This is a genomic window from Silvimonas terrae, assembly GCF_014202765.1.
In the GTDB taxonomy this organism is placed as follows: Bacteria; Pseudomonadota; Gammaproteobacteria; order Burkholderiales; family Chitinibacteraceae; genus Silvimonas; species Silvimonas terrae.
Genome location: NZ_JACHHN010000005.1, coordinates 124,184 through 143,466, shown reverse-complemented (window position 1 = coordinate 143,466; position 19,283 = coordinate 124,184). Strand labels below are relative to the sequence as shown.

Here is a 19,283-nt window from a genome sequence, read left to right as displayed (position 1 = left end):
TGCAAGAACACCGGTATTGCCGGATTTATTTGCCGGTTACATGCATCTCCATACATCTCAATAGTCGAAATTGCCGCTGAGTGCTGGCGGCTTTTGCGTCCGGCACAAATTTGTCATCTCACCAATGCGGCGGCCAGCAAAAAGCCCCAGGGCACATGCATGCCGAGGGGCTTTTTTTGCGACAGACTGGCAAGGCCAGCCGTCACCGCCAGAATCAGACGTTAAACAGGAAGTTGAGGACGTCGCCGTCTTTGACCACGTATTCCTTGCCTTCGGCGCGCATCTTGCCGGCTTCCTTGGCGCCTTGTTCACCCTTATAGGTGATGAAGTCATCAAAACCGATGGTCTGCGCACGAATGAAGCCGCGTTCAAAGTCGGTGTGGATCACGCCGGCTGCTTGTGGAGCAGTATCACCCTTGTGGATGGTCCAGGCGCGGACTTCTTTCACCCCGGCGGTGAAGTAGGTTTGCAGACCCAACAGTTCAAAACCGGCACGGATCAGCCGGTTCAGGCCAGGCTCTTGCAGACCCAGTTCGGCCAGGAATTCCACCTTGTCTTCGTCCGGCAGTTCGGCAATTTCCGACTCAATGGCGGCGCATACGGCCACCACGGGCGCGCCTTCGGCCTTGGCGTATTCCGTGACCTTGTCCAGCAGCGGGTTGTTGGTGAAACCGTCTTCTGCCACGTTGGCCACGTACATGGCCGGCTTGATGGTCAACAGACACAGCGGCTTGATTGCCAGCTTTTCTTCATCAGACAAACCCGCAGCGCGCGCCGGGCGGCCTTCGTTCAACACCGGCAGCAGTTTTTCCAGCACGGCCACGACCTTTTGCGCTTCCTTGTCGCCACTCTTGGCTTTCTTGCCATCACGCTGCAACGATTTTTCGACCGTGGTCAGGTCAGCCAGCGCCAGTTCGGTGCCGATCACGGCGATATCATCAATCGGATCAACCTTGCCGGCCACATGCACGATGTTGTCATCGTTGAAACAACGCACCACATTCACGATGGCGTCGGTTTCGCGGATGTTGGCCAGGAACTGGTTGCCCAGACCTTCGCCCTTGCTGGCACCAGCCACCAGGCCGGCGATATCAACAAACTCGACAATCGCCGCCACGATCTTCTGCGGCTTGATGATGTCGGCCAGTTGTTGCAGGCGCGCATCCGGTACTTCCACGATGCCGACATTGGGCTCGATGGTGCAAAACGGGTAATTGGCCGCTTCAATGCCCGCTTTGGTCAGGGCGTTGAAAAGCGTGGACTTGCCGACGTTGGGCAAGCCGACGATGCCGCATTTAAGACTCATTGGATCTTTCCTTGTGTTCAAACTGGCACACGGCAAAACCTGGCGGGTCTTGTCGCGTCTTATTCAGGGTCGGCAGTCATTGTGCCGGGGCCAGCGCGCTGCGGTGGCCACAATCAGCCGCGATTGTACCACTGACCGTAGCAAATTCTCTTGGAACTCAAGGTGTTCCCGGTTGCGGGTGCGCCGTTGTCCCGGCCTGTCCTGCAATAAAACCGGACAACGCGCCATGATTTTCCGGCCGATCAATGCCAGGCTGATAGACCCAGGGAGGAAAACCGGTGCAACACAAACTGAACGTGCTTTGGCAACTGGTGCGACACGTGATCACCAAAACCATTGCCGGCTTTTTTGACGATGAACTGATGACCCGTGCGGCAGCACTGGCGTTTTACTCCGCTCTCTCTTTTGCCCCGCTGATTGTGCTGCTGCTGTGGGTGGTGGCTTCACTCTCACCCGATTATCAGACCCAGTTGATTGATGGCCTGAACCGCATGGTGGGGCCCAAAGCGGCAGATGCCGTTGAACTGGTGATCCGCAATGCCTCCAGCAAACCCAGCGTGGGCAATCTGGCGGGCATGATCGGGCTGGGGATCACCCTGGTGGGCGCATCTGCGGTATTTGCCCAGTTACAGGGGGCCATTAACCGCGTCTGGGGCTTGCGTTCGCGCCCCGGTCAGGCGGTGCTGGGCTGGTTACGTTCGCGCATGAATGCGTTGGGGTTGTTGCTGGCAGTGGCTTTCTTGCTGGTGATTTCGTTTTCCGCCAGCACGGTCATCGGGCTGTTTGTGCCAGGGCACACGCTGGCGTGGCGCTGGGTCGAAGCGGGTGTCTCCACCGCCATCTTCGTCTTTGTCTTTGCTGCCATCTTCAAGGTCTTGCCGGATGCGATCATTGCCTGGAAAGATGCGCTGGCCGGCGCGGTCCTGACCGACATCCTGTTTATTCTGGGCAAGATAGGCATCAGTTTGTATATCCAGAACTCGAATGTCGGCGGGGCATACGGACCCGCGGGCAGCGTAGTGGTGCTGCTGGTGTGGGTGTACTACTCGGCGCTGATCCTGTTGCTGGGAGCCGAATTGACCGAGGCCGTTGCCGATGCGCGCGGCGCGCCCATCCGCCCTACCGCGCACGCGGTGCGCATCCTCGTGACCACGCACGAGGATGCATCCGCCTGAGTGCGCTGGCAGGCTTACTTGCTGTGCTTGACCGGGCGCTTCCAGCCGGCAATGGTGACTTGACGCGCACGGCCCAGCGTCAACTCGCCCGCCGGCGCATTCTTGCTGATCACCGACCCCGCGCCCGTTGTTGCGCCATCCCCAATGGTGACCGGAGCCACCAGGCAATTATTGGAGCCAATGAACACATTGTCGCCAATGGTGGTCAGCGATTTGTTCACGCCATCGTAATTACAGGTGATGGTGCCCGCGCCAATGTTGGTGCCGCTGCCAATCTGCGCATCGCCAATGTAGGAGAGGTGATTCACCTTGGTACCTGCACCAAGGGTCGACTTTTTAACCTCAACAAAATTGCCGACGTGCACGCCTTCTTCCAGCACCGCTCCGGGGCGCAGGCGAGCATACGGGCCAATCAACGAGCCCGCACCCACTTCCGCGTTTTCCAGGTGGCTGAAAGGGTGAATGACCGCGCCATCGGCAATCCAGACATTTTTGAGCACGCAGTTGGCACCAATCTGTACGCCATCACCCAGCGAGACTTCGCCTTCCAGCACGCAGTTCACGTCAATGAACACATCCTTGCCATGCACCACGCGGCCACGGATATCCAGTCGCGCCGGGTCGGCCAGTGTCACGCCGGCGGTCAGCAGTGCCTGCGCCTGGTTGAGTTGGTGGATGCGTTCCAGTTGCGCCAGTTGCACCTTGTTGTTGATGCCTTCGGCTTCCCACGCATCAGCCGGCTGGGTGGTGACAACGGCAACGCCATCGCGCACGGCCAGCGCAATCAGGTCCGTGGCGTAGTACTCGCCCTGTGCGTTGTCATTTTTCAGTTCCGCCAGCCATTGCGCCAGGCGCGCGGTGGGCAGGGCCAGAATCCCGGTGTTGATCTCACAGATGGCGGCCTGTGCCGGAGAGGCATCTTTTTGTTCGACAATGGACTGAACTGCGCCAGCATCGTTACGCACGATACGGCCGTAACCCGTCGGGTTGGCGAGTGTGACGGTCAGAATACCCAGCTTGCCGCCCTCTGCGGCCGCAAGCAACGCTTTGAGCGTCTCGGCGCGGGTCAGCGGCACATCGCCATACAGCATCAAGGTGACGTCACTTTTGAGGTAAGGCAGCGCCTGCGCCAGCGCGTGGCCAGTGCCCAGTTGCTGCGCCTGCAGCGCCCAGTGCAACGCGGTATCACCCGCAAATGCGGCCTGGACCTGATCCCCACCGTGGCCGTACACCACCACAATCTGGGCTGGCGCCAGCGTGCGGGCAGTATCGACCACATGACCGACCAGTGGCTTGCCAGCGATGGCGTGCAATACCTTGGGCAAAGAGGAATACATACGCTTGCCCATACCGGCAGCAAGAATGACGACATCAAGAGAAGACATGGAGGCATCCGGTTCGTGAATTGCCCGTCATTTTAGCTGTTGCCAGCCCATGACGCATCGCAAAACCCTGCCCGGCCTGGCGCTTTCAGGATTACAGACAATCGGACAATAAAAAAGCAGCCACAAGGGCTGCTTTTTTTGGGGCACGCAAGAAAAACGGCTTAGTGACCGCGTTTCTTGAGCTTTTCGATTACGGCCAGCTTGGCCACCGCTTCCACCAGTTCAGCCTGCGCCATGGCGAAGTCCATCTGGGTCTTGCGGTTCTTCAGTGCTTCTTCGGCCTTCGCCTTGGCTTCACGCGCCTTGGCTTCGTCGATATCCGTGCCGCGAATGGCAGTATCTGCCAACACGGTAATCGAATGCGGTTGCACCTCAAGCAGGCCACCGGACACGTACAGGATGACATCCGGTTCGTGAGTGTTAGCCAGCTTGATGCGCACCGCGCCCGGACGAATACGAGTCAGGAGAGGCGCATGGCGCGGGTAAATACCAACTTCACCGCCTTCTGCCGGTGCTGTGAAGAATTCAGCAACACCAGAGAAAATCAGCGATTCAGCACTTACCACGTCAACATGAATGGTCATCGCCATCTGCCTACATCCTTATTGCAAGGTCTTGGCTTTTTCGATCGCTTCCTCGATGCCGCCAACCATGTAGAAGGCTTGCTCGGGGAGGTGGTCGTAATCACCGTTCAGAATGCCCTTGAAGCCCTTCAGGGTTTCCTTCAGCGGCACGTACTTGCCCGGCGAGCCGGTAAACACTTCAGCAACGTGGAACGGCTGCGACAGGAAACGCTGGATTTTACGGGCACGAGCCACGGCCAGCTTGTCGTCCGGAGACAATTCATCCATACCCAGAATTGCAATGATGTCTTGCAGTTCTTTGTACTTTTGCAGAGTCTGTTGAACGCCACGCGCCACGCTGTAGTGCTCGTCACCCACCACTTGCGGGTCCAGCTGACGCGATGTGGAGTCGAGCGGATCAACCGCCGGGTAGATACCCAGCGAGGCGATGTCACGCGACAGAACAACGGTAGCGTCCAAGTGAGCGAAGGTGGTCGCAGGCGACGGATCGGTCAAGTCATCGGCAGGGACGTAAACGGCCTGGATGGAGGTGATCGAGCCAGCCTTGGTCGAGGTAATCCGTTCTTGCAGGGCACCCATTTCTTCGGCCAGGGTCGGTTGATAACCCACAGCAGAAGGCATACGACCCAGCAGCGCGGATACTTCGGTACCGGCCAGGGTGTAGCGATAGATGTTGTCCACAAAGAACAGAATGTCACGGCCTTCGTCACGGAACTGTTCAGCGATCGTCAGACCGGTCAGCGCAACGCGCAGACGGTTGCCCGGGGGCTCGTTCATCTGACCGTAAACCATCGCCACTTTATCAAGGACGTTGGAGTCCTTCATTTCGTGGTAGAAGTCGTTCCCTTCACGGGTACGCTCACCCACACCGGCAAACACGGACAAACCGCTGTGTGCCTTGGCGATGTTGTTGATCAGTTCCATCATGTTGACGGTCTTGCCCACACCGGCGCCACCGAACAGACCCACCTTACCGCCCTTGGCGAACGGGCAAACAAGGTCAATCACCTTGATACCGGTTTCCAGCAGGTCGATAGACTGGTTCAGTTCGTCAAACTTCGGAGCGGCCTGGTGAATGGCGCGGCGGGCGTCGGTCTCAACCGGGCCAGCTTCGTCAATCGGGTTACCCAGCACGTCCATAATGCGGCCCAGTGTCGCCTTGCCCACCGGCACCGAGATCGGAGCGTGAGTGTTGGACACCAGAAGACCGCGCTTCAAACCATCGGTCGTACCCATGGCGATCGCGCGCACAACGCCGTCACCCAGCTGTTGCTGAACTTCCAGCGTCAGTTCGGGGTCGGCCAGTTTGAGCGCGTCATACACCTTGGGCAGGTTATCACGCGGAAATTCCACGTCGACAACCGGACCAATGATTTGCACAATTTTGCCTTGGCTCATCGTAGGTTCCTAATATCTTGCATCAATCGGGTTAGCCGCCTGCATCAAACTGCTGCCGCGCCGGAGACGATTTCGGAGAGTTCCTTCGTAATCGCGGCCTGACGGGTCTTGTTGTACAGCAGTTGCAGGTTGCCGATCACCTTGTCGGCGTTATCTGTTGCAGCCTTCATGGCCACCATGCGCGCAGCCATCTCGGATGCGATGTTCTCGGCTACAGCCTGATAAATCAGCGCTTCAACGTAGCGGTTCATCAACTCGTCAATGACGGTCTTTGCATCCGGCTCGTACAGGTATTCCCAGTTGTACTTGTGTTCAGGCTGGCCAAAGGCCTCGCCCGACAACGGCAACAACTGTTCTACCGTCGGCTCTTGCTTCATGGTGTTGACGAACTTGGTGTACACCAGATGGACTTCATCCACTTCGCCCGCGACAAACGCATCCACCATCACCTTGATCGGACCGATCAAGGCTTCCAGGTGGGGCGTATCGCCCAGAGCCACTGCAGAAGAAATCACCTTGGCGCCGTTGCGGCTCATGAAAGCCATGCCCTTGTTACCAATTGCGGTAACAGAGGCTTCGGCGCCGTTCTGGTGAAACTCTTTCATCTTGTTGACGGACAAGCGCAGCACGTTGGTATTCAAACCACCGCACAGGCCCTTGTCCGACGTAACCACGATCAGGCCAACCCGTTTAACGCTTTCGCGCTTCTGGAGGTACGGATGCGGGTAATCCACAAATGCTTGCGAAAGATTGGCCGCAACGCTGCGGATCTTGTCGCCATAAGGACGGGCCGAACGCATGCGTTCTTGCGCCTTGCGCATTTTGGATGTCGCGACCATTTCCATAGCGCGGGTGATCTTCTGCGTGTTTTTTACGCTTTTGATCTTCGTACGGATTTCTTTACCGCCTGCCATGATCCAGTTCCTTTTTCAGTACTGAATCAGTACGCGCTGCTGGCTTTGAACGAAGCCACTGCCTTGAGCAGGGTAGCTTCGTCTTCGTCGGACAACACGCCCTTGGCTTCAACGCGGCCCAGGAGATCAGCGTGGTTGGCTTTCAGGTCTGCCAGGAAGGCAGATTCGAACGCCAGAGCGCGATCAACCGGAACATCGTCGTAGCTACCCTTGGCGATCAACGCCAGGGTCACGGCCAGTTCAGCAACCTTCAGCGGGCTGTATTGAGCCTGCTTCATCAGTTCCGTCACCATCTTGCCGCGTTCGAGCTGCTTGCGGGTGGCTTCGTCCAGATCGGAAGCAAACTGCGCGAACGCAGCCAGTTCACGGTACTGGGCCAGTGCCAGACGCACACCGCCGCCGAGCTTCTTGATGACCTTGGTCTGCGCTGCACCGCCAACGCGGGACACCGAGATACCGGCGTTCATCGCAGGACGGATACCGGCGTTGAACAAGTCGGTTTCCAGGAAGATCTGGCCGTCGGTGATCGAGATCACGTTGGTCGGAACGAAGGCAGACACGTCACCGGCCTGGGTTTCGATGATCGGCAGAGCGGTCAGCGAGCCAGTCTTGCCCTTCACTTCGCCACCGGTCAGTTTTTCAACTTCTTCGGCGTTGATACGTGCGGCACGTTCCAGCAGACGGGAGTGCAGATAGAACACATCGCCCGGGTAAGCTTCGCGGCCCGGCGGGCGGCGCAGCAACAGGGAGATTTGACGGTAAGCAACGGCTTGCTTGGACAAGTCATCGTATACGATCAGGGCGTCTTCGCCGCGATCGCGGAAGTACTCACCCATTGCGCAACCGGAGTAAGCAGCAATGTATTGCAGGGCAGCGGATTCAGACGCAGCAGCGGCCACCACGATGGTGTGAGCCAGCGCGCCGTGTTCTTCCAGCTTGCGTACCACGTTGGCAATCGACGAGGCTTTCTGGCCGATCGCAACATAGATACAAGTAACGCCAGTACCCTTCTGGTTGATGATCGCGTCCAGCGCAACGGCAGTCTTGCCGGTCTGACGGTCACCAATGATCAGCTCACGCTGGCCACGACCGATCGGCACCATGGTGTCGATGGCTTTCAGGCCGGTTTGCAGCGGCTGGTCAACCGATTGACGCGCAATCACGCCCGGCGCGATCTTTTCGATCGGGCTGGACAGCTTGGCGTTGATCGGGCCCTTGCCATCGATAGGCTGACCCAGCGAGTTGACCACGCGGCCAACCAGTTCCGGACCAACCGGTACTTCCAGAATACGACCGGTACATTTGACTTCGTCGCCTTCGGAGATGTGGGTGTATTCACCCATCACCACGGCACCGACGGAATCACGTTCCAGGTTCAGCGCCAGACCAAAGGTATTACCCGGGAATTCCAGCATTTCGCCTTGCATCACATCGGACAAGCCGTGAACGCGGACGATACCGTCGGTAACCGACACAACCGTACCAACAGTGGCGGTTTGCGCACCAGTCGACAGGTTCTGGATCCGGGCCTTGATCAGTTCACTGATTTCAGACGGATTGAGTTGCATTAAAAAATCTCCTAACTCTTCAGGCTCGTCGCCAGTTCAGAGAGCTTGCCGGCTATGGATGCGTCGATCACAACATCACCTACCGTCACCTTCACGCCACCGATCAGATCGGCATTGGTAGACGTTGTAGCGGCCACCTTGCGGTTAAAGTGCTGGGCAAGTGACGTCTTGAGTGCGTCGACCTGAGCTGCGTCAAGCGGGAATGCCGATTCGATTTGCGCTTCGACTTCACCTGCTTCTGCGGCCTTGTACGACTCGTACAGGTCACGGATGACAGGCAGTGCAGTAAAGCGGTCGTTCTCGAGAATCAGCGCGACAAAGTTTTTCACTTCATCGGTCACGCCTGCACCCAAAAGCTCGACCAAGAGTTGCTGAACTTGAGCAGCGGAATATCTTGGATTGGACGCGACCTGCCGGGCCGTCGCATCGTCAGCGATGAGACCCAGCTTTGCCAGCACTTCGGACCATTGGTCCAGCTTGCCGCTTTCCTTGCCAAGACGGAACACAGCCTCGGCGTACGGCCTTGCGACGGTGATGAGTTCTGCCATGACTGATTACAGTTCCGCTTTGATCGATTCCAACAGCACGGCGTGTTTGCCGGCGTCGACTTCTTGCTTCAGGATTTTGGTTGCGCCTTCAAGGGCAAGATTTGCCACTTGTTGACGCAATACGCCCTTGGCCTGCTCGACTTGCTGCGTAATTTCGGCCTGGGCGCCCGCCAGCAGGCGTTCGCTTTCGACCTTGGCCTTGTCTTTCGCCTCGTCGATGATCTGATTGGCGCGCTTTTCGGCCTGGGCAATCAGCTCGGAAGCATGTTGCTTGGCTTCACGCAGCTTTTCGGCAGAGGCTTTTTCGGCATTGGCAAGATCTTGCTTGGCACGATCTGCAGCCGACAAACCTTCAGCGATACGCTGTGCGCGCTTTTCCATCATCCCGGTCAGCGGAGGCCACACGATTTTCATCGTGAACCACACCAGCAAGGCAAATGTAATTACCTGGCCAATGAGGGAAGTATTGAATTCCACGTTGTAGCCCTCCAGTTGTTCGCGGTTGACGTGCTAATTAGCCTGCGAGCGCGGAGAGGAACGGGTTCGAGAAGGTGTACAGCAGGGCAACACCAACGCCGATCATGGAAATGGCGTCCAGCAGACCAGCAATAATGAACAGCTTGGTTTGCAGAACCGGGATCATTTCCGGTTGACGAGCGGAGGACTCCAGGAATTTGCCACCCAGGATAGCAAAACCGATAGCGGTGCCCAGAGCAGCCAGACCGATCATCAGTGCGGCGGCGATTGCGGTTGCGCTTTGTACGCTAGCGATAACTTCAGGTGCAGCCATTTTGTAATATCTCCTGAAAAGGAAGTTGCAAAAAAGATAAGGGGGTAACTCGAGCAGGACCGCATGATGCGACCCCGCGCGATCAGGTACTACTGCGGCGGCAAAAACCGCCAGCAGCTTAGTGGTCTTCCACCGCCATCGACAGATAAACGATGGTGAGAACCATGAATACGTATGCTTGCAGGGTCACAACCAGCACGTGGAAGATGGCCCACGGCGTGCCCAGCACCCAGTTGATCCACCACGGCAAGAGCGCGATCAGGATGAACAGGAGTTCACCGGCGTACATGTTGCCGAACAACCGCAGTGCCAGCGAAATGGGCTTGGCGATCAGTTCGATCAACTGGAACAGGAAGTTGGGGATCAACAGACAAACCTTGCCAACCGTGCCTTCAGCATGGAACGGGGCAGTGAAGAGTTCCTTGATCCAGCCACCGAGGCCCTTGGCCTTGATGGAGAAACCGATGATGTACAGCAGCACCGAGATCGACATGGCGAAAGTCTGGTTCACGTCAGCCGTCGGTACCACGCGCAGATGGTGAATACCAAAGAGACTGCCGATCCAGGGGAACAGGTCAACCGGGAAGAAGTCCATGGCGTTCATCAGGAACACCCAGCAGAAAATGGTCAGCGCCAGTGGGCCGATCACTTTGCTCTTGCCGTGGAAGGTGTCCTTGATGTGGGTGTCGACCATCTCGACGATGAGTTCGACAAAGTTCTGCAGCTTGCCAGGTACGCCGTCCGTGGCCTTGCGGGCAACAAGGCCGAAGATACCAACGAAAATAAAGCCAAGAACCAGCGCGATCCAGAAGGTATCGAGGTGGAAATTGGCCATCGTACCTTCGGTATTCAGACGGTTGTGCGTCAGATGGTGAAGGATATATTCGGTTGAGGTGTTTTCAGCCATGATTATTTCTTGTCTTTAAATTTGATCAAAAGCCCGAACCAGAAGGCGGATGCCGCTGCCGCGTAACCAAAAAACAGTGCCGGCCAGACCACCTTGTGGTGAAAGACGAATATCGCCGCGAACGCGACCAGTGTAAACGCCATTTTTAAGGCTTCGCCCAGGTAGTGCAGCTTCATCAGCACTTCTGGCGGGCCGTATGGCAACTGGAAAGCAGCTCTGGCGTAGATCAGGGAACCCAGAATCGCGACAGTGCCGCCTATGACACTTGCAAATCCCGCTTGCCATCCCCATAAAATGGAAACTGGCACGAGTACCCCCAGGGTAATCCAGACTTTCAGTCGGATGATGCCCTGGATCTGTGCTTTGTTAACCATTTTGTTACGCCAGGCAAATATCCGGCGATTATACGGACGGGGCCGGTTGCGCGTCAATTTTACACATTGATGTTACGGGGTTTTTCGTTTCTGCGGCATATAGGTGACACTATTTGCACCTTTTTGGTGCCATTCGCCGACACGCGCGCATCTTCAGAGGCAGATGGTTGGCTTTGTGATTATTTCAGCAGCGCCAGCAAACGATCCAGATCGTCCAGGCTGGTGTACTGGATAGTCAGTTTGCCGTTGCCGCGCTTGCCGTGGCGGATGCCAACCGTAGACCCCAGGCGGGATGACACTTCGTCTTCCAGCCGTTTGATATCGGGGTCTGCCTTTTTCTCGGCCTTGGCCGGTGCGTCCTGCATCAGGCGCTGTACCAGGGCTTCGGTTTCCCGTACTGACAAACCCTTGAGTGCCACGGTCCGTGCGGTGTCGATCTGCTTGAGCGCCGGCAATGCCAGCAGCGCGCGGGCGTGACCCATATCAAACTGGCCTGCGGCCAAGAGTTCGCGTACCGGCTCAGCCAGGTTCAGCAAGCGCAACAGATTGGTGACGGTGGCGCGTGATTTGCCGACAGCGTGCGCAACGGCCTCATGCGTCATGCCAAATTCTTCAATCAGCCGCGACAGACCTTGTGCTTCTTCCAGCGCGTTGAGGTCTTCGCGCTGGATATTCTCGATCAGTGCCATGGCCGCGACGGCTTCGTCCGGCACTTCGCGCACCAGCGCGGCAATCTCGGTCAGTCCGGCCAGTTGGCAGGCACGCCAGCGGCGTTCACCGGCAATGATCTCGAAACGGTCTTCGAGGCTACCCGCAATCGGGCGGACCAGCACCGGCTGCATTAGCCCCTGGGCGCGAATGGACTCCGCCAGTTCTTGCAGGGCGTCTTCGTCCATCTGGGTGCGCGGCTGGTACTTGCCTGGTTGCAAGCTGGTAATGGGCAGTTGCTGCAACGATTCGCTCGCCACCGCATCGCCCATCAGGGCATCCAGACCACGACCCAGACCTTTGAATTTTTTGTTCATGTTCGATTCATTCTGGCGAGCAAAGGAAGGCGTAGCGGTCAAACCGGCTGCGCAGCATCGACCGGATTATGCCGCGCCAATAGTTCTTCGGCGAGCTGCAAATACGCTTGTGCGCCCTTGGAGGTCTTGTCATACGACAGGATGGGGCGGCCATAGCTGGGCGCTTCGGCAAGGCGCACGTTGCGCGGAATCACGGTGTGATAGAGCTTGGAAGTGAAATGCTTGACCAGTTGGTCGGACACTTGCTGCGCCAGTGTCGAGCGCGGGTCGAACATGGTACGCAACAGGCCTTCGATCTCGATGCGCCGATTCAGGTTCTGTTTAACCCGCCGCAGCGTGTTCACCAGGTCAGACAGGCCTTCGAGCGCGTAGTACTCGCACTGCATGGGGATCATCACCGCATCGGCCGCCACCAGGCCATTAAGGGTCAACAGGTTGAGCGCAGGCGGGCAATCCAGAATCACAAAGTCATAGTTGCCGGCGATTTCACCCAGCGCCTTTTTCAGGCGGGATTCACGCGCGTCAGCTTCGACCAGTTCTACTTCTGCACCGGCCAGATCACGATTGGCCGGCAACAGATCAAAGCCGCCGTTTTCCGATCTGACCAGCACTTCACCAATCGGCGCCTGACCAATCAGCAAGCTGTACACGGTGGCGTCAACCTTGCCTTTGTCCACGCCGGAACCCATGGTGGCGTTGGCCTGGGGATCAAGGTCAACCAGCAGGACGCGTTTGCCCAGATGCACCAGGCTGGCAGCCAGATTGACCGCTGTCGTGGTCTTGCCCACACCGCCTTTCTGGTTTGCAATCGCTAGCACACGCGTCATGAAACTCACACCTCTTTGATCAATACCAGGCAACGCTCGGCTTCAAGGCCGGGCACTTGCAGTTGTTTCACTTCAGTCGCCACCACATCTTTGGGCAGCAGCGCAATTTCCTCATAAGGATACACGCCTTTGAGTGCAGCCCAGTTGCCGCCTTTCGCCAGCAAGTGGCGGGTCAGCTTGATAAACTCGGAGAGTTCGGCAAATGCCCGCGAGGTGATGACGTTGAACGGCGCCTCCGGGTGGTAGGCCTCAACGCGATCACTCACGACCGTGACGTTGGGCAATTGCAGTTCCAGCAACGCCTGACGCAGGAAGGTGGTTTTCTTGTGGTTGGAATCCAGCAAGGTCAGTTGCCAGTCTGGCCGGGCAATCGCCAGCGGAATACCTGGCGTACCAAAACCGGAGCCGACATCCAGAATACGGGCATGGGACTCAGCCGGAAACGCCGACAACGGTGCCAGCGAATCGAGCAAATGGTGGGGCACCATCCGCTCCGGTTCGCGGATGGCGGTCAGGCTGTAGGTCTTGTTCCATTTACCCAGGAGGCCTACGTAATCCAGCAGCTTTTGTTTCTGTGCCTCGTCCAGCGGGATACCCAGCGTGGCAAGACCAGCATTGAGCGCATCGTTCATGAGCGGAATTCTTTATATATATATGTTTGATTATTTGTTCTGTTGAGCCCTGGACGATCAAGCGGCTTTGCCAGCATCGTCCCCGAGCCACTGTTTTTTCTTGAGGTGCACCAGCAAGAGGGCAATCGCCGCCGGGGTAACGCCGGAGATGCGTCCTGCCTGGCCCACGGTCTCGGGCCGGTGCTTGTTGAGCTTTTGCTGCACCTCGATCGACAAGCCGATCACCTCACGGTAATCCAGGCTGTCAGGCAAGCGGAAGTCTTCCAGTGTATCGCGCTTGGCCACTTCCGATTGTTGCCGTTCGATATAACCCTGATATTTAACCTGGATTTCAACCTGTTCAGCCACCAGCGGATCAGTCACAGCGGCTTCACCTTCTTTGGGCTGTGCAGCGGCCATGCTCAACAGGTCGGCGTAGGTCACTTGCGGGCGACGTAGCAACTCGGCCAGCGTGTATTCACGTTCGATGGCCTTACCCAAAACGCGTTCGGCATCATGCGCATCCAGCACCCGCGGGTTCACCCAGGTGCTGTTCAACCGGTTCATCTCGGCATCAATGGCATCACGCTTGCGGCTGAACAGCGCCCATTGTTCATCACCCACCAGCCCCATCTTGCGACCGGCTTCGGTCAGGCGCAGGTCGGCGTTGTCTTCGCGCAGTTGCAAGCGGTACTCGGCGCGGCTGGTAAACATACGGTAGGGCTCGGTCACGCCACGGGTGACCAGATCGTCGACCAGCACCCCCAGGTAAGCGGTATCCCGGCCAGGCAACCACGGGGCTTCATCACGCACAAACAGGGCGGCATTCAGACCGGCAAACAGGCCTTGCGCCGCCGCTTCTTCGTAACCGGTGGTGCCATTGATCTGGCCCGCAAAAAAGAGGCCGGTGATTGCTTTGCTTTCAAAACTGGACTTCAGGCCACGCGGATCAAAATAGTCGTACTCAATCGCGTAGCCCGGACGCAGGATGCGCGCGTTTTCGAGCCCCTTGATCGATTGCACGGCAGCAATCTGGATATCAAACGGCAAGCTGGTAGAGATTCCGTTTGGGTAGTACTCATTGGTATCCAGACCTTCCGGCTCCAGAAAAATCTGGTGGCTGTCTTTGTCCGCAAAACGGTTGATCTTGTCTTCAATCGACGGGCAATAACGCGGGCCGACCCCTTCAATCTTGCCGGTAAACATGGGGCTGCGATCAAACCCGGAACGGATGATCTCGTGCGTCTTCAAGTTGGTGTGGGCAATCCAGCACGGCAGTTGCTTGGGGTGCATGCCCACATTGCCGCGCACGGAGAACACCGGCTCCGGCGTATCGCCCGGTTGTTCTTCCAGTACGGAAAAATCAATGGTGCGGCCATCAATACGCGGCGGTGTGCCGGTTTTCAGGCGGCCGACCGGCAAGTTGAGTTCACGCAGCTTGTGCGAGAGCGTCACTGACGCCGGGTCGCCTGCACGCCCGCCGGTATGGTTTTCCAGCCCGACGTGGATCTTGCCATTCAGGAACGTGCCGGCAGTCAGCACCACCGCGCTGGCTTCAAAACGGATACCGATCTGCGTGATCACACCGGTGACACGGTCGCCATCCAGCGTGAGGTCATCGACGGCTTGCTGGAAGAGATCCAGGTTGGGCTGGTTTTCCAGCATGTCGCGGATCGCCGCCTTGTAGCGGATGCGATCTGCCTGCGCACGCGTAGCGCGCACCGCCGGGCCTTTGGATGAGTTGAGCGTGCGAAACTGGATGCCGCCCATATCTGTCGCCAGCGCCATCGCGCCGCCCAGCGCATCGACTTCGCGAACCAGATGGCCCTTGCCAATGCCGCCAATCGACGGGTTGCAGCTCATCTGGCCCAGCGTTTCAATATTGTGGCTCAGCAGCAATGTCTTGCGCCCCATACGCGCAGCCGCCAGGGCGGCCTCCGTTCCGGCATGGCCGCCGCCGACAACGATTACGTCATAACGAGTTGGGTAAAGCATGGGGGTTCTCTGCTGCTGGTCTATCTATTTGCACAAGGGGTACCCGCTGCAACTGGCATTCCGAACATCAACCGCATTGTGGGGTACCCACCAAGGGGCAATATTCTACGGCAAAACAGGGACTTGTGCGAGAAGAGGTGCGCCAGTTTCCCGGCCAGCTTCGCGACCGGACTTGTTACGCGGCAGAACCTGCGCGCGTATTCACGCAGAAACGACGCCGCCTACACCTGCCGTACTTCAACGCCGCGCGCCCGCAATGCGGCGACTGTGGCCGCGTCAGCGTCGGTGCTGGTAATCAACATGGCAATGTCGCTCGCAGCCGCAAACAGCATGCCGCTGCCTTGCCCGACCTTGCTGCCATCGGCCAGCACTACCAGTTTGCTGGCACCGCGCATGACTTTTTGTTCAGAGAGCGCGGTAATGATGTTGGCTTTGTAAAGGCCGTCGGCAGTCAGACCAGAGCCAGAGGTGAACATCCAGCGCGCGGCATAACGTAACGACTGATCGTCACCAATGGTAATGCCCTGGCTGTGATCATACTGGCCGCCCATGAGGATAAGGTCCGCGTGATCATGACTGACCAGATAACTGGCTAGCGGGAAATAATTGGTGATCAACTGGACCGGCCGGCCGCACAACTGCTGACCCAGCAAAAAGGCAGTTGACCCGCAATTGATCACGACACTGTCGCCGGGGCTGAGCAGCGTGGCAGCCTCACGGGCGATGCGGTATTTGGCATCCAGATGCGGGGTGTTCCTGAGGTCCAGCGGCAGCCACGGTGCCGCCGGAGAACCAGCGTCAATCCGCTCCGCGCCATTGCGCACCTTCAATAGCTGGCCTGCCTGCGCCAGTTTGTGCAGATCACGCCGCGCGGTGGCGGGCGACATGCCAATGCGCGCAATCAGATCATGCACGCTGACCGGCGATTGCTCGGCCAGAAGGGCAAGGATGGCGTGGTGGCGTTGACGTTCAGTCATGTGATGAGTGGCGCGGTATTGCGCATTTTTGATTGTTTTGCATCATACCAGCGCCACTCTCCCCATTACAGGAAGGACCGGAACGGTAGATCGGGTTCAATGGCAAAACAATCATCAAAGCCGCGTGGATAGTGGTACTCCAGCTTGTCCTTGTCTTGCGGCCAGGTAAATTTGCCACCCACCTGCCAGATAAAGGGCTTGAACGCGTAGTTCAGCCGATGCCGTTTCATCTCCCACAGCACCCGGATTTCCTGCGGATCGGCCTGGAAGTTGGACCAGATATCGTGGTGAAACGGAATCACCACCTTGGCGTTCAGCGATTCACCCATACGCAAGATGTCCGCACTGGTCATCTTGTCGGTAATGCCGCGCGGGTTCTCACCGTATGAACCCAGGGCAACGTCAATCTGGTAGTCGTTGCCGTGTTTGGCGTAGTAGTTGGAGTAATGCGAGTCACCGCTGTGGTAGAGCGTGCCGCCTGGTGTCTTGAACAGGTAGTTCACCGCACGCAGGTCCATGCCATCCGGGTTTTTGCCCGCGGCGGTTTCGCCCGCCGGCAGCGTGATCAACGCGGTGCGGTCAAAGGAATCCAGCGCCAGGATTTCCACATCCTTCACCCGGATCACATCTCCGGGTTTGACCGTGATACAGCGGCTGGCCGGTACGCCCCAACTGATCCACAAATCCACGCAGGCCTTGGGACCAATGAAGGGCACTGTGTCCGGGCAGTTTTTCAGTACGGCGGCGGCCACATTCACATCGATATGGTCATTGTGATCATGCGTGGAGAGCACTGCGTCGATCTGTTTGATGGCAAACGGGTCCAGCACAAACGGGGTGGTGCGCAGATTGGGTTGCAGTTTCAGCACGCCCGCCATGCGCTGCATCTGGTGCTGTTTGTTCATCAGGGGTTTGGCATGGGTGTGCTTGCCGGTGCCACACCAGAAGTCCACGCACAGATTGGCGCCGCCTTCGCTCTTGAGCCAGATGCCGGTGCAGCCCAGCCACCACATGGCAAAGCTGCCAGGCGCGACTTGCTCGGCTTCAATCTCTTCGTTCAGCCAGGTACCCCATTCCGGGAAAGTATTGAGAATCCAGGATTCCCGCGTGATCTGTTCGACTTTACTCATAGGTGTTCCTTGTTGATCGGTTGGTGGATTTCATGATTCGTTTTGATCACATTTGATCACTTAAAATCAAGTTAACCATAAGCCACCGCCATCACACCGATCATCTCCACACTGATCTGCGCCAGATCAAAACCAGCCCGGCTACCGCTGGTTACCGCCAATTCCGCCTGCCAGCGTGCACATTGCCCAATTCGCATTTACGCGATCTGAAATCTTTTACCCAGGATCAAGCATCTCGCATTTTATGATCACTATTGATTGTATTTGATCATTTTGTCGAGGTAGCGTGTAGCTCATGCGCCGACCCATTGCGCAAAACCACCGACGACAAATCAGGAGAACGGCATTCATGGACGCCGTATACAAGATCTTTTACGTGTTCTACAGCCAGGTGTTATCCCGCCCCGAGTTCTTGCTCGGGCTGGTGACCATGCTCGGCTATCTGTTGCTGCGCAAACCGGCGGACGTGGTGATCAAGGGCACCATCAAGACCATCGTCGGCTTCATGCTGTTGCAGGCCGGGGCCGGCGTGCTGGTGAGCACCTTCAAGCCGATCGTCACCCGGCTGGCACAGGTCTACCAACTGACCGGCACCGTTGCCGACCCCTACGCCGGCATGGTCGCCACCATTGACGCACTGGGCGATGCCTACGCCTGGGTGGGTTATACCGTGCTGTTTGCCCTGTTGCTGAATGTGATCTTTGTGCTGGCACGGCGCGTCACGGGTATCCGCACGGTATTTCTTACCGGCCACATCATGTTTCAGGGCGCAGGCGTGATTGTGGCGTTCTTCATGCTGCAGATGCATACCGGCATGTGGACCACCATCATCTGTGCCTCTGTCATCACGGCGCTGTACTGGGCGATCGGGTCCAACATCATCTACAAGATGACGGATGAAATTTCTGAAGGGGGTGGTTTCTCGATTGGCCATCAGCAGCAGTTTGCCTCTTGGGCCGCAGCCAAAGCCGCCCCGCTGTTGGGCCGTCGCGAAGACAGTGTAGAACACCTCAAACTGCCGGGCTGGTTGTCCATCTTCCAGGACAACATTGTCGCGACCGCCATCATCATGACGCTGTTCTTTGGCGGCATCCTGATCTCGCTGGGTCTGGATAACCTGCAAACCATGGCCGGAAAAACCCACTGGACGCTTTACATCGTGCAGACCGGCATGATGTTTGCCGTCGCCATCGTGATCATCGTGCAGGGCGTACGCATGTTTGTGGCCGAACTGACCGAGTCGTTTGCCGGCATTTCCATGAAGCTGATGCCTGGCGCCGTCCTGGCGATTGATTGCGCCGCGCTGTTCTCGTTCTCGCCCAATGCGGTGGTCTGGGGCTTTGTCTGGGGTGCGTTTGGCCAGCTCCTGGCGGTGCTGGGCCTGTTGGTCTTTGGCTCCCCGGTGATGGTGATTCCCGGCTTTATTCCGCTCTTTTTCTCTAACGCCACCATTGGCATCTACGCCAACCACTTTGGCGGCTGGAAAGCCGCTGCAGTGATCTGCTTCGCCGCCGGCGTACTGGAAATTCTGGGCACCGCCTGGGGTGTACGCCTGTCCGGCATGAGCATGGGCCAGTTGGGCATGGCCGATTGGGCCACCATTTACCCGCTCTTCATGCAAGGCATGCACTGGGGCTGGTGGTTCTTTGGCGCCGTGATTGCGCTGTCAGTGCTCTATATGGTGTTGGCCGGCCGCACCCTGCGCCGCGAAGAAGACGCCATCGCCTGATTATTTCCCACCTGTTTATCTACATGGGCGCGCACCGCGT

At 57.7% G+C, this 19,283-nt stretch carries 20 protein-coding genes; 2 read left to right on the top strand and 18 right to left on the bottom strand.

Features of this window, described 5'->3' with window-relative positions; all coding sequences use genetic code 11:
- Positions 1-214: 214 nt before the first annotated feature.
- Positions 215-1,306, bottom strand: a complete 1,092-nt coding sequence (gene ychF / locus HNQ50_RS13500; protein ID WP_184101591.1) for a redox-regulated ATPase YchF — start codon at positions 1,304-1,306, stop codon at positions 215-217.
- Positions 1,307-1,584: 278 nt separating this feature from the next.
- On the opposite strand from ychF, the gene HNQ50_RS13495 reads away from it, so the two are divergent.
- Positions 1,585-2,481, top strand: coding sequence for a YihY/virulence factor BrkB family protein (locus HNQ50_RS13495; RefSeq protein WP_221303173.1), 897 nt, complete (start codon positions 1,585-1,587; stop codon positions 2,479-2,481).
- Between the two features lie 14 nt (positions 2,482-2,495).
- Here the strand turns inward: HNQ50_RS13495 and glmU are convergent, their stop codons facing one another.
- The 17 genes from glmU to HNQ50_RS22365 all read right to left on the bottom strand — a co-directional run bounded on the left by glmU (position 2,496) and on the right by HNQ50_RS22365 (position 17,711).
- A complete protein-coding gene (gene glmU / locus HNQ50_RS13490; RefSeq protein WP_184101589.1) occupies positions 2,496-3,866 on the bottom strand; it encodes a bifunctional UDP-N-acetylglucosamine diphosphorylase/glucosamine-1-phosphate N-acetyltransferase GlmU in 1,371 nt (456 codons plus the stop codon).
- 161 nt (positions 3,867-4,027) lie between these two features.
- Positions 4,028-4,456, bottom strand: a complete 429-nt coding sequence (locus tag HNQ50_RS13485) for a F0F1 ATP synthase subunit epsilon (RefSeq protein ID WP_184101587.1) — start codon at positions 4,454-4,456, stop codon at positions 4,028-4,030.
- Positions 4,457-4,468: 12 nt separating this feature from the next.
- Positions 4,469-5,848 (bottom strand): F0F1 ATP synthase subunit beta, encoded by a 1,380-nt coding sequence (gene atpD, locus HNQ50_RS13480; protein WP_184101585.1) that lies wholly within the window; start codon positions 5,846-5,848, stop codon positions 4,469-4,471.
- A gap of 44 nt (positions 5,849-5,892) precedes the next feature.
- A complete protein-coding gene (gene atpG, locus HNQ50_RS13475; RefSeq protein WP_184101583.1) occupies positions 5,893-6,762 on the bottom strand; it encodes a F0F1 ATP synthase subunit gamma in 870 nt (289 codons plus the stop codon).
- A 26-nt stretch (positions 6,763-6,788) separates the two neighbouring features.
- Positions 6,789-8,330 carry a F0F1 ATP synthase subunit alpha gene (gene atpA, locus HNQ50_RS13470; RefSeq protein WP_184101581.1) on the bottom strand — a complete coding sequence of 514 codons (1,542 nt, stop codon included), beginning with the start codon at positions 8,328-8,330 and terminating at the stop codon, positions 6,789-6,791.
- Positions 8,331-8,341: 11 nt separating this feature from the next.
- On the bottom strand, positions 8,342-8,878 hold the full coding sequence (locus HNQ50_RS13465; RefSeq protein WP_184101579.1) for a F0F1 ATP synthase subunit delta: 537 nt from the start codon (positions 8,876-8,878) through the stop codon (positions 8,342-8,344).
- 6 nt (positions 8,879-8,884) lie between these two features.
- Positions 8,885-9,355 (bottom strand): F0F1 ATP synthase subunit B, encoded by a 471-nt coding sequence (locus HNQ50_RS13460; RefSeq protein ID WP_184101577.1) that lies wholly within the window; start codon positions 9,353-9,355, stop codon positions 8,885-8,887.
- 37 nt (positions 9,356-9,392) lie between these two features.
- Complete coding sequence (gene atpE / locus HNQ50_RS13455) at positions 9,393-9,668, bottom strand: F0F1 ATP synthase subunit C (RefSeq protein WP_053938443.1); 276 nt, start codon at positions 9,666-9,668, stop codon at positions 9,393-9,395.
- Positions 9,669-9,786: 118 nt separating this feature from the next.
- A complete protein-coding gene (atpB, locus tag HNQ50_RS13450; RefSeq protein ID WP_184101575.1) occupies positions 9,787-10,575 on the bottom strand; it encodes a F0F1 ATP synthase subunit A in 789 nt (262 codons plus the stop codon).
- 2 nt (positions 10,576-10,577) lie between these two features.
- Positions 10,578-10,949, bottom strand: coding sequence for an ATP synthase subunit I (locus HNQ50_RS13445; protein ID WP_184101573.1), 372 nt, complete (start codon positions 10,947-10,949; stop codon positions 10,578-10,580).
- A 179-nt stretch (positions 10,950-11,128) separates the two neighbouring features.
- Positions 11,129-11,974 carry a ParB/RepB/Spo0J family partition protein gene (locus tag HNQ50_RS13440; protein ID WP_184101571.1) on the bottom strand — a complete coding sequence of 282 codons (846 nt, stop codon included), beginning with the start codon at positions 11,972-11,974 and terminating at the stop codon, positions 11,129-11,131.
- A 38-nt stretch (positions 11,975-12,012) separates the two neighbouring features.
- Positions 12,013-12,801, bottom strand: coding sequence for a ParA family protein (locus tag HNQ50_RS13435; RefSeq protein ID WP_184101569.1), 789 nt, complete (start codon positions 12,799-12,801; stop codon positions 12,013-12,015).
- Positions 12,802-12,806: 5 nt separating this feature from the next.
- Positions 12,807-13,433, bottom strand: a complete 627-nt coding sequence (rsmG, locus tag HNQ50_RS13430) for a 16S rRNA (guanine(527)-N(7))-methyltransferase RsmG (protein ID WP_184101567.1) — start codon at positions 13,431-13,433, stop codon at positions 12,807-12,809.
- A 57-nt stretch (positions 13,434-13,490) separates the two neighbouring features.
- Positions 13,491-15,407, bottom strand: a complete 1,917-nt coding sequence (gene mnmG, locus HNQ50_RS13425) for a tRNA uridine-5-carboxymethylaminomethyl(34) synthesis enzyme MnmG (protein ID WP_184101565.1) — start codon at positions 15,405-15,407, stop codon at positions 13,491-13,493.
- Positions 15,408-15,628: 221 nt separating this feature from the next.
- The gene (ulaR, locus tag HNQ50_RS13420) at positions 15,629-16,384 is read right to left on the bottom strand and encodes an HTH-type transcriptional regulator UlaR (protein WP_184101563.1); all 756 of its coding nucleotides are present in this window, start codon (positions 16,382-16,384) and stop codon (positions 15,629-15,631) included.
- Positions 16,385-16,449: 65 nt separating this feature from the next.
- Complete coding sequence (ulaG, locus tag HNQ50_RS13415) at positions 16,450-17,514, bottom strand: L-ascorbate 6-phosphate lactonase (protein ID WP_184101561.1); 1,065 nt, start codon at positions 17,512-17,514, stop codon at positions 16,450-16,452.
- 71 nt (positions 17,515-17,585) lie between these two features.
- Complete coding sequence (locus tag HNQ50_RS22365; protein ID WP_281386199.1) at positions 17,586-17,711, bottom strand: hypothetical protein; 126 nt, start codon at positions 17,709-17,711, stop codon at positions 17,586-17,588.
- 152 nt (positions 17,712-17,863) lie between these two features.
- Between HNQ50_RS22365 and ulaA the strand changes: the two genes are divergently transcribed.
- Positions 17,864-19,243, top strand: coding sequence for a PTS ascorbate transporter subunit IIC (gene ulaA / locus HNQ50_RS13410; RefSeq protein WP_184101559.1), 1,380 nt, complete (start codon positions 17,864-17,866; stop codon positions 19,241-19,243).
- The last annotated feature ends 40 nt before the right edge of the window (positions 19,244-19,283 follow it).

What these genes read in the sequence shown, in the direction of transcription:
- ychF (WP_184101591.1), bottom strand. Translation starts at nt 1,306, where the DNA reads ATGAGTCTTAAATGCGGCATCGTCGGCTTGCCCAACGTCGGCAAGTCC.
- glmU (WP_184101589.1), bottom strand. Translation starts at nt 3,866, where the DNA reads ATGTCTTCTCTTGATGTCGTCATTCTTGCTGCCGGTATGGGCAAGCGT.
- HNQ50_RS13485 (WP_184101587.1), bottom strand. Translation starts at nt 4,456, where the DNA reads ATGGCGATGACCATTCATGTTGACGTGGTAAGTGCTGAATCGCTGATT.
- atpD (WP_184101585.1), bottom strand. Translation starts at nt 5,848, where the DNA reads ATGAGCCAAGGCAAAATTGTGCAAATCATTGGTCCGGTTGTCGACGTG.
- atpG (WP_184101583.1), bottom strand. Translation starts at nt 6,762, where the DNA reads ATGGCAGGCGGTAAAGAAATCCGTACGAAGATCAAAAGCGTAAAAAAC.
- atpA (WP_184101581.1), bottom strand. Translation starts at nt 8,330, where the DNA reads ATGCAACTCAATCCGTCTGAAATCAGTGAACTGATCAAGGCCCGGATC.
- HNQ50_RS13465 (WP_184101579.1), bottom strand. Translation starts at nt 8,878, where the DNA reads ATGGCAGAACTCATCACCGTCGCAAGGCCGTACGCCGAGGCTGTGTTC.
- atpE (WP_053938443.1), bottom strand. Translation starts at nt 9,668, where the DNA reads ATGGCTGCACCTGAAGTTATCGCTAGCGTACAAAGCGCAACCGCAATC.
- atpB (WP_184101575.1), bottom strand. Translation starts at nt 10,575, where the DNA reads ATGGCTGAAAACACCTCAACCGAATATATCCTTCACCATCTGACGCAC.
- HNQ50_RS13445 (WP_184101573.1), bottom strand. Translation starts at nt 10,949, where the DNA reads ATGGTTAACAAAGCACAGATCCAGGGCATCATCCGACTGAAAGTCTGG.
- HNQ50_RS13440 (WP_184101571.1), bottom strand. Translation starts at nt 11,974, where the DNA reads ATGAACAAAAAATTCAAAGGTCTGGGTCGTGGTCTGGATGCCCTGATG.
- HNQ50_RS13435 (WP_184101569.1), bottom strand. Translation starts at nt 12,801, where the DNA reads ATGACGCGTGTGCTAGCGATTGCAAACCAGAAAGGCGGTGTGGGCAAG.
- rsmG (WP_184101567.1), bottom strand. Translation starts at nt 13,433, where the DNA reads ATGAACGATGCGCTCAATGCTGGTCTTGCCACGCTGGGTATCCCGCTG.
- mnmG (WP_184101565.1), bottom strand. Translation starts at nt 15,407, where the DNA reads ATGCTTTACCCAACTCGTTATGACGTAATCGTTGTCGGCGGCGGCCAT.
- ulaR (WP_184101563.1), bottom strand. Translation starts at nt 16,384, where the DNA reads ATGACTGAACGTCAACGCCACCACGCCATCCTTGCCCTTCTGGCCGAG.
- ulaG (WP_184101561.1), bottom strand. Translation starts at nt 17,514, where the DNA reads ATGAGTAAAGTCGAACAGATCACGCGGGAATCCTGGATTCTCAATACT.
- HNQ50_RS22365 (WP_281386199.1), bottom strand. Translation starts at nt 17,711, where the DNA reads ATGCGAATTGGGCAATGTGCACGCTGGCAGGCGGAATTGGCGGTAACC.
- ulaA (WP_184101559.1), top strand. Translation starts at nt 17,864, where the DNA reads ATGGACGCCGTATACAAGATCTTTTACGTGTTCTACAGCCAGGTGTTA.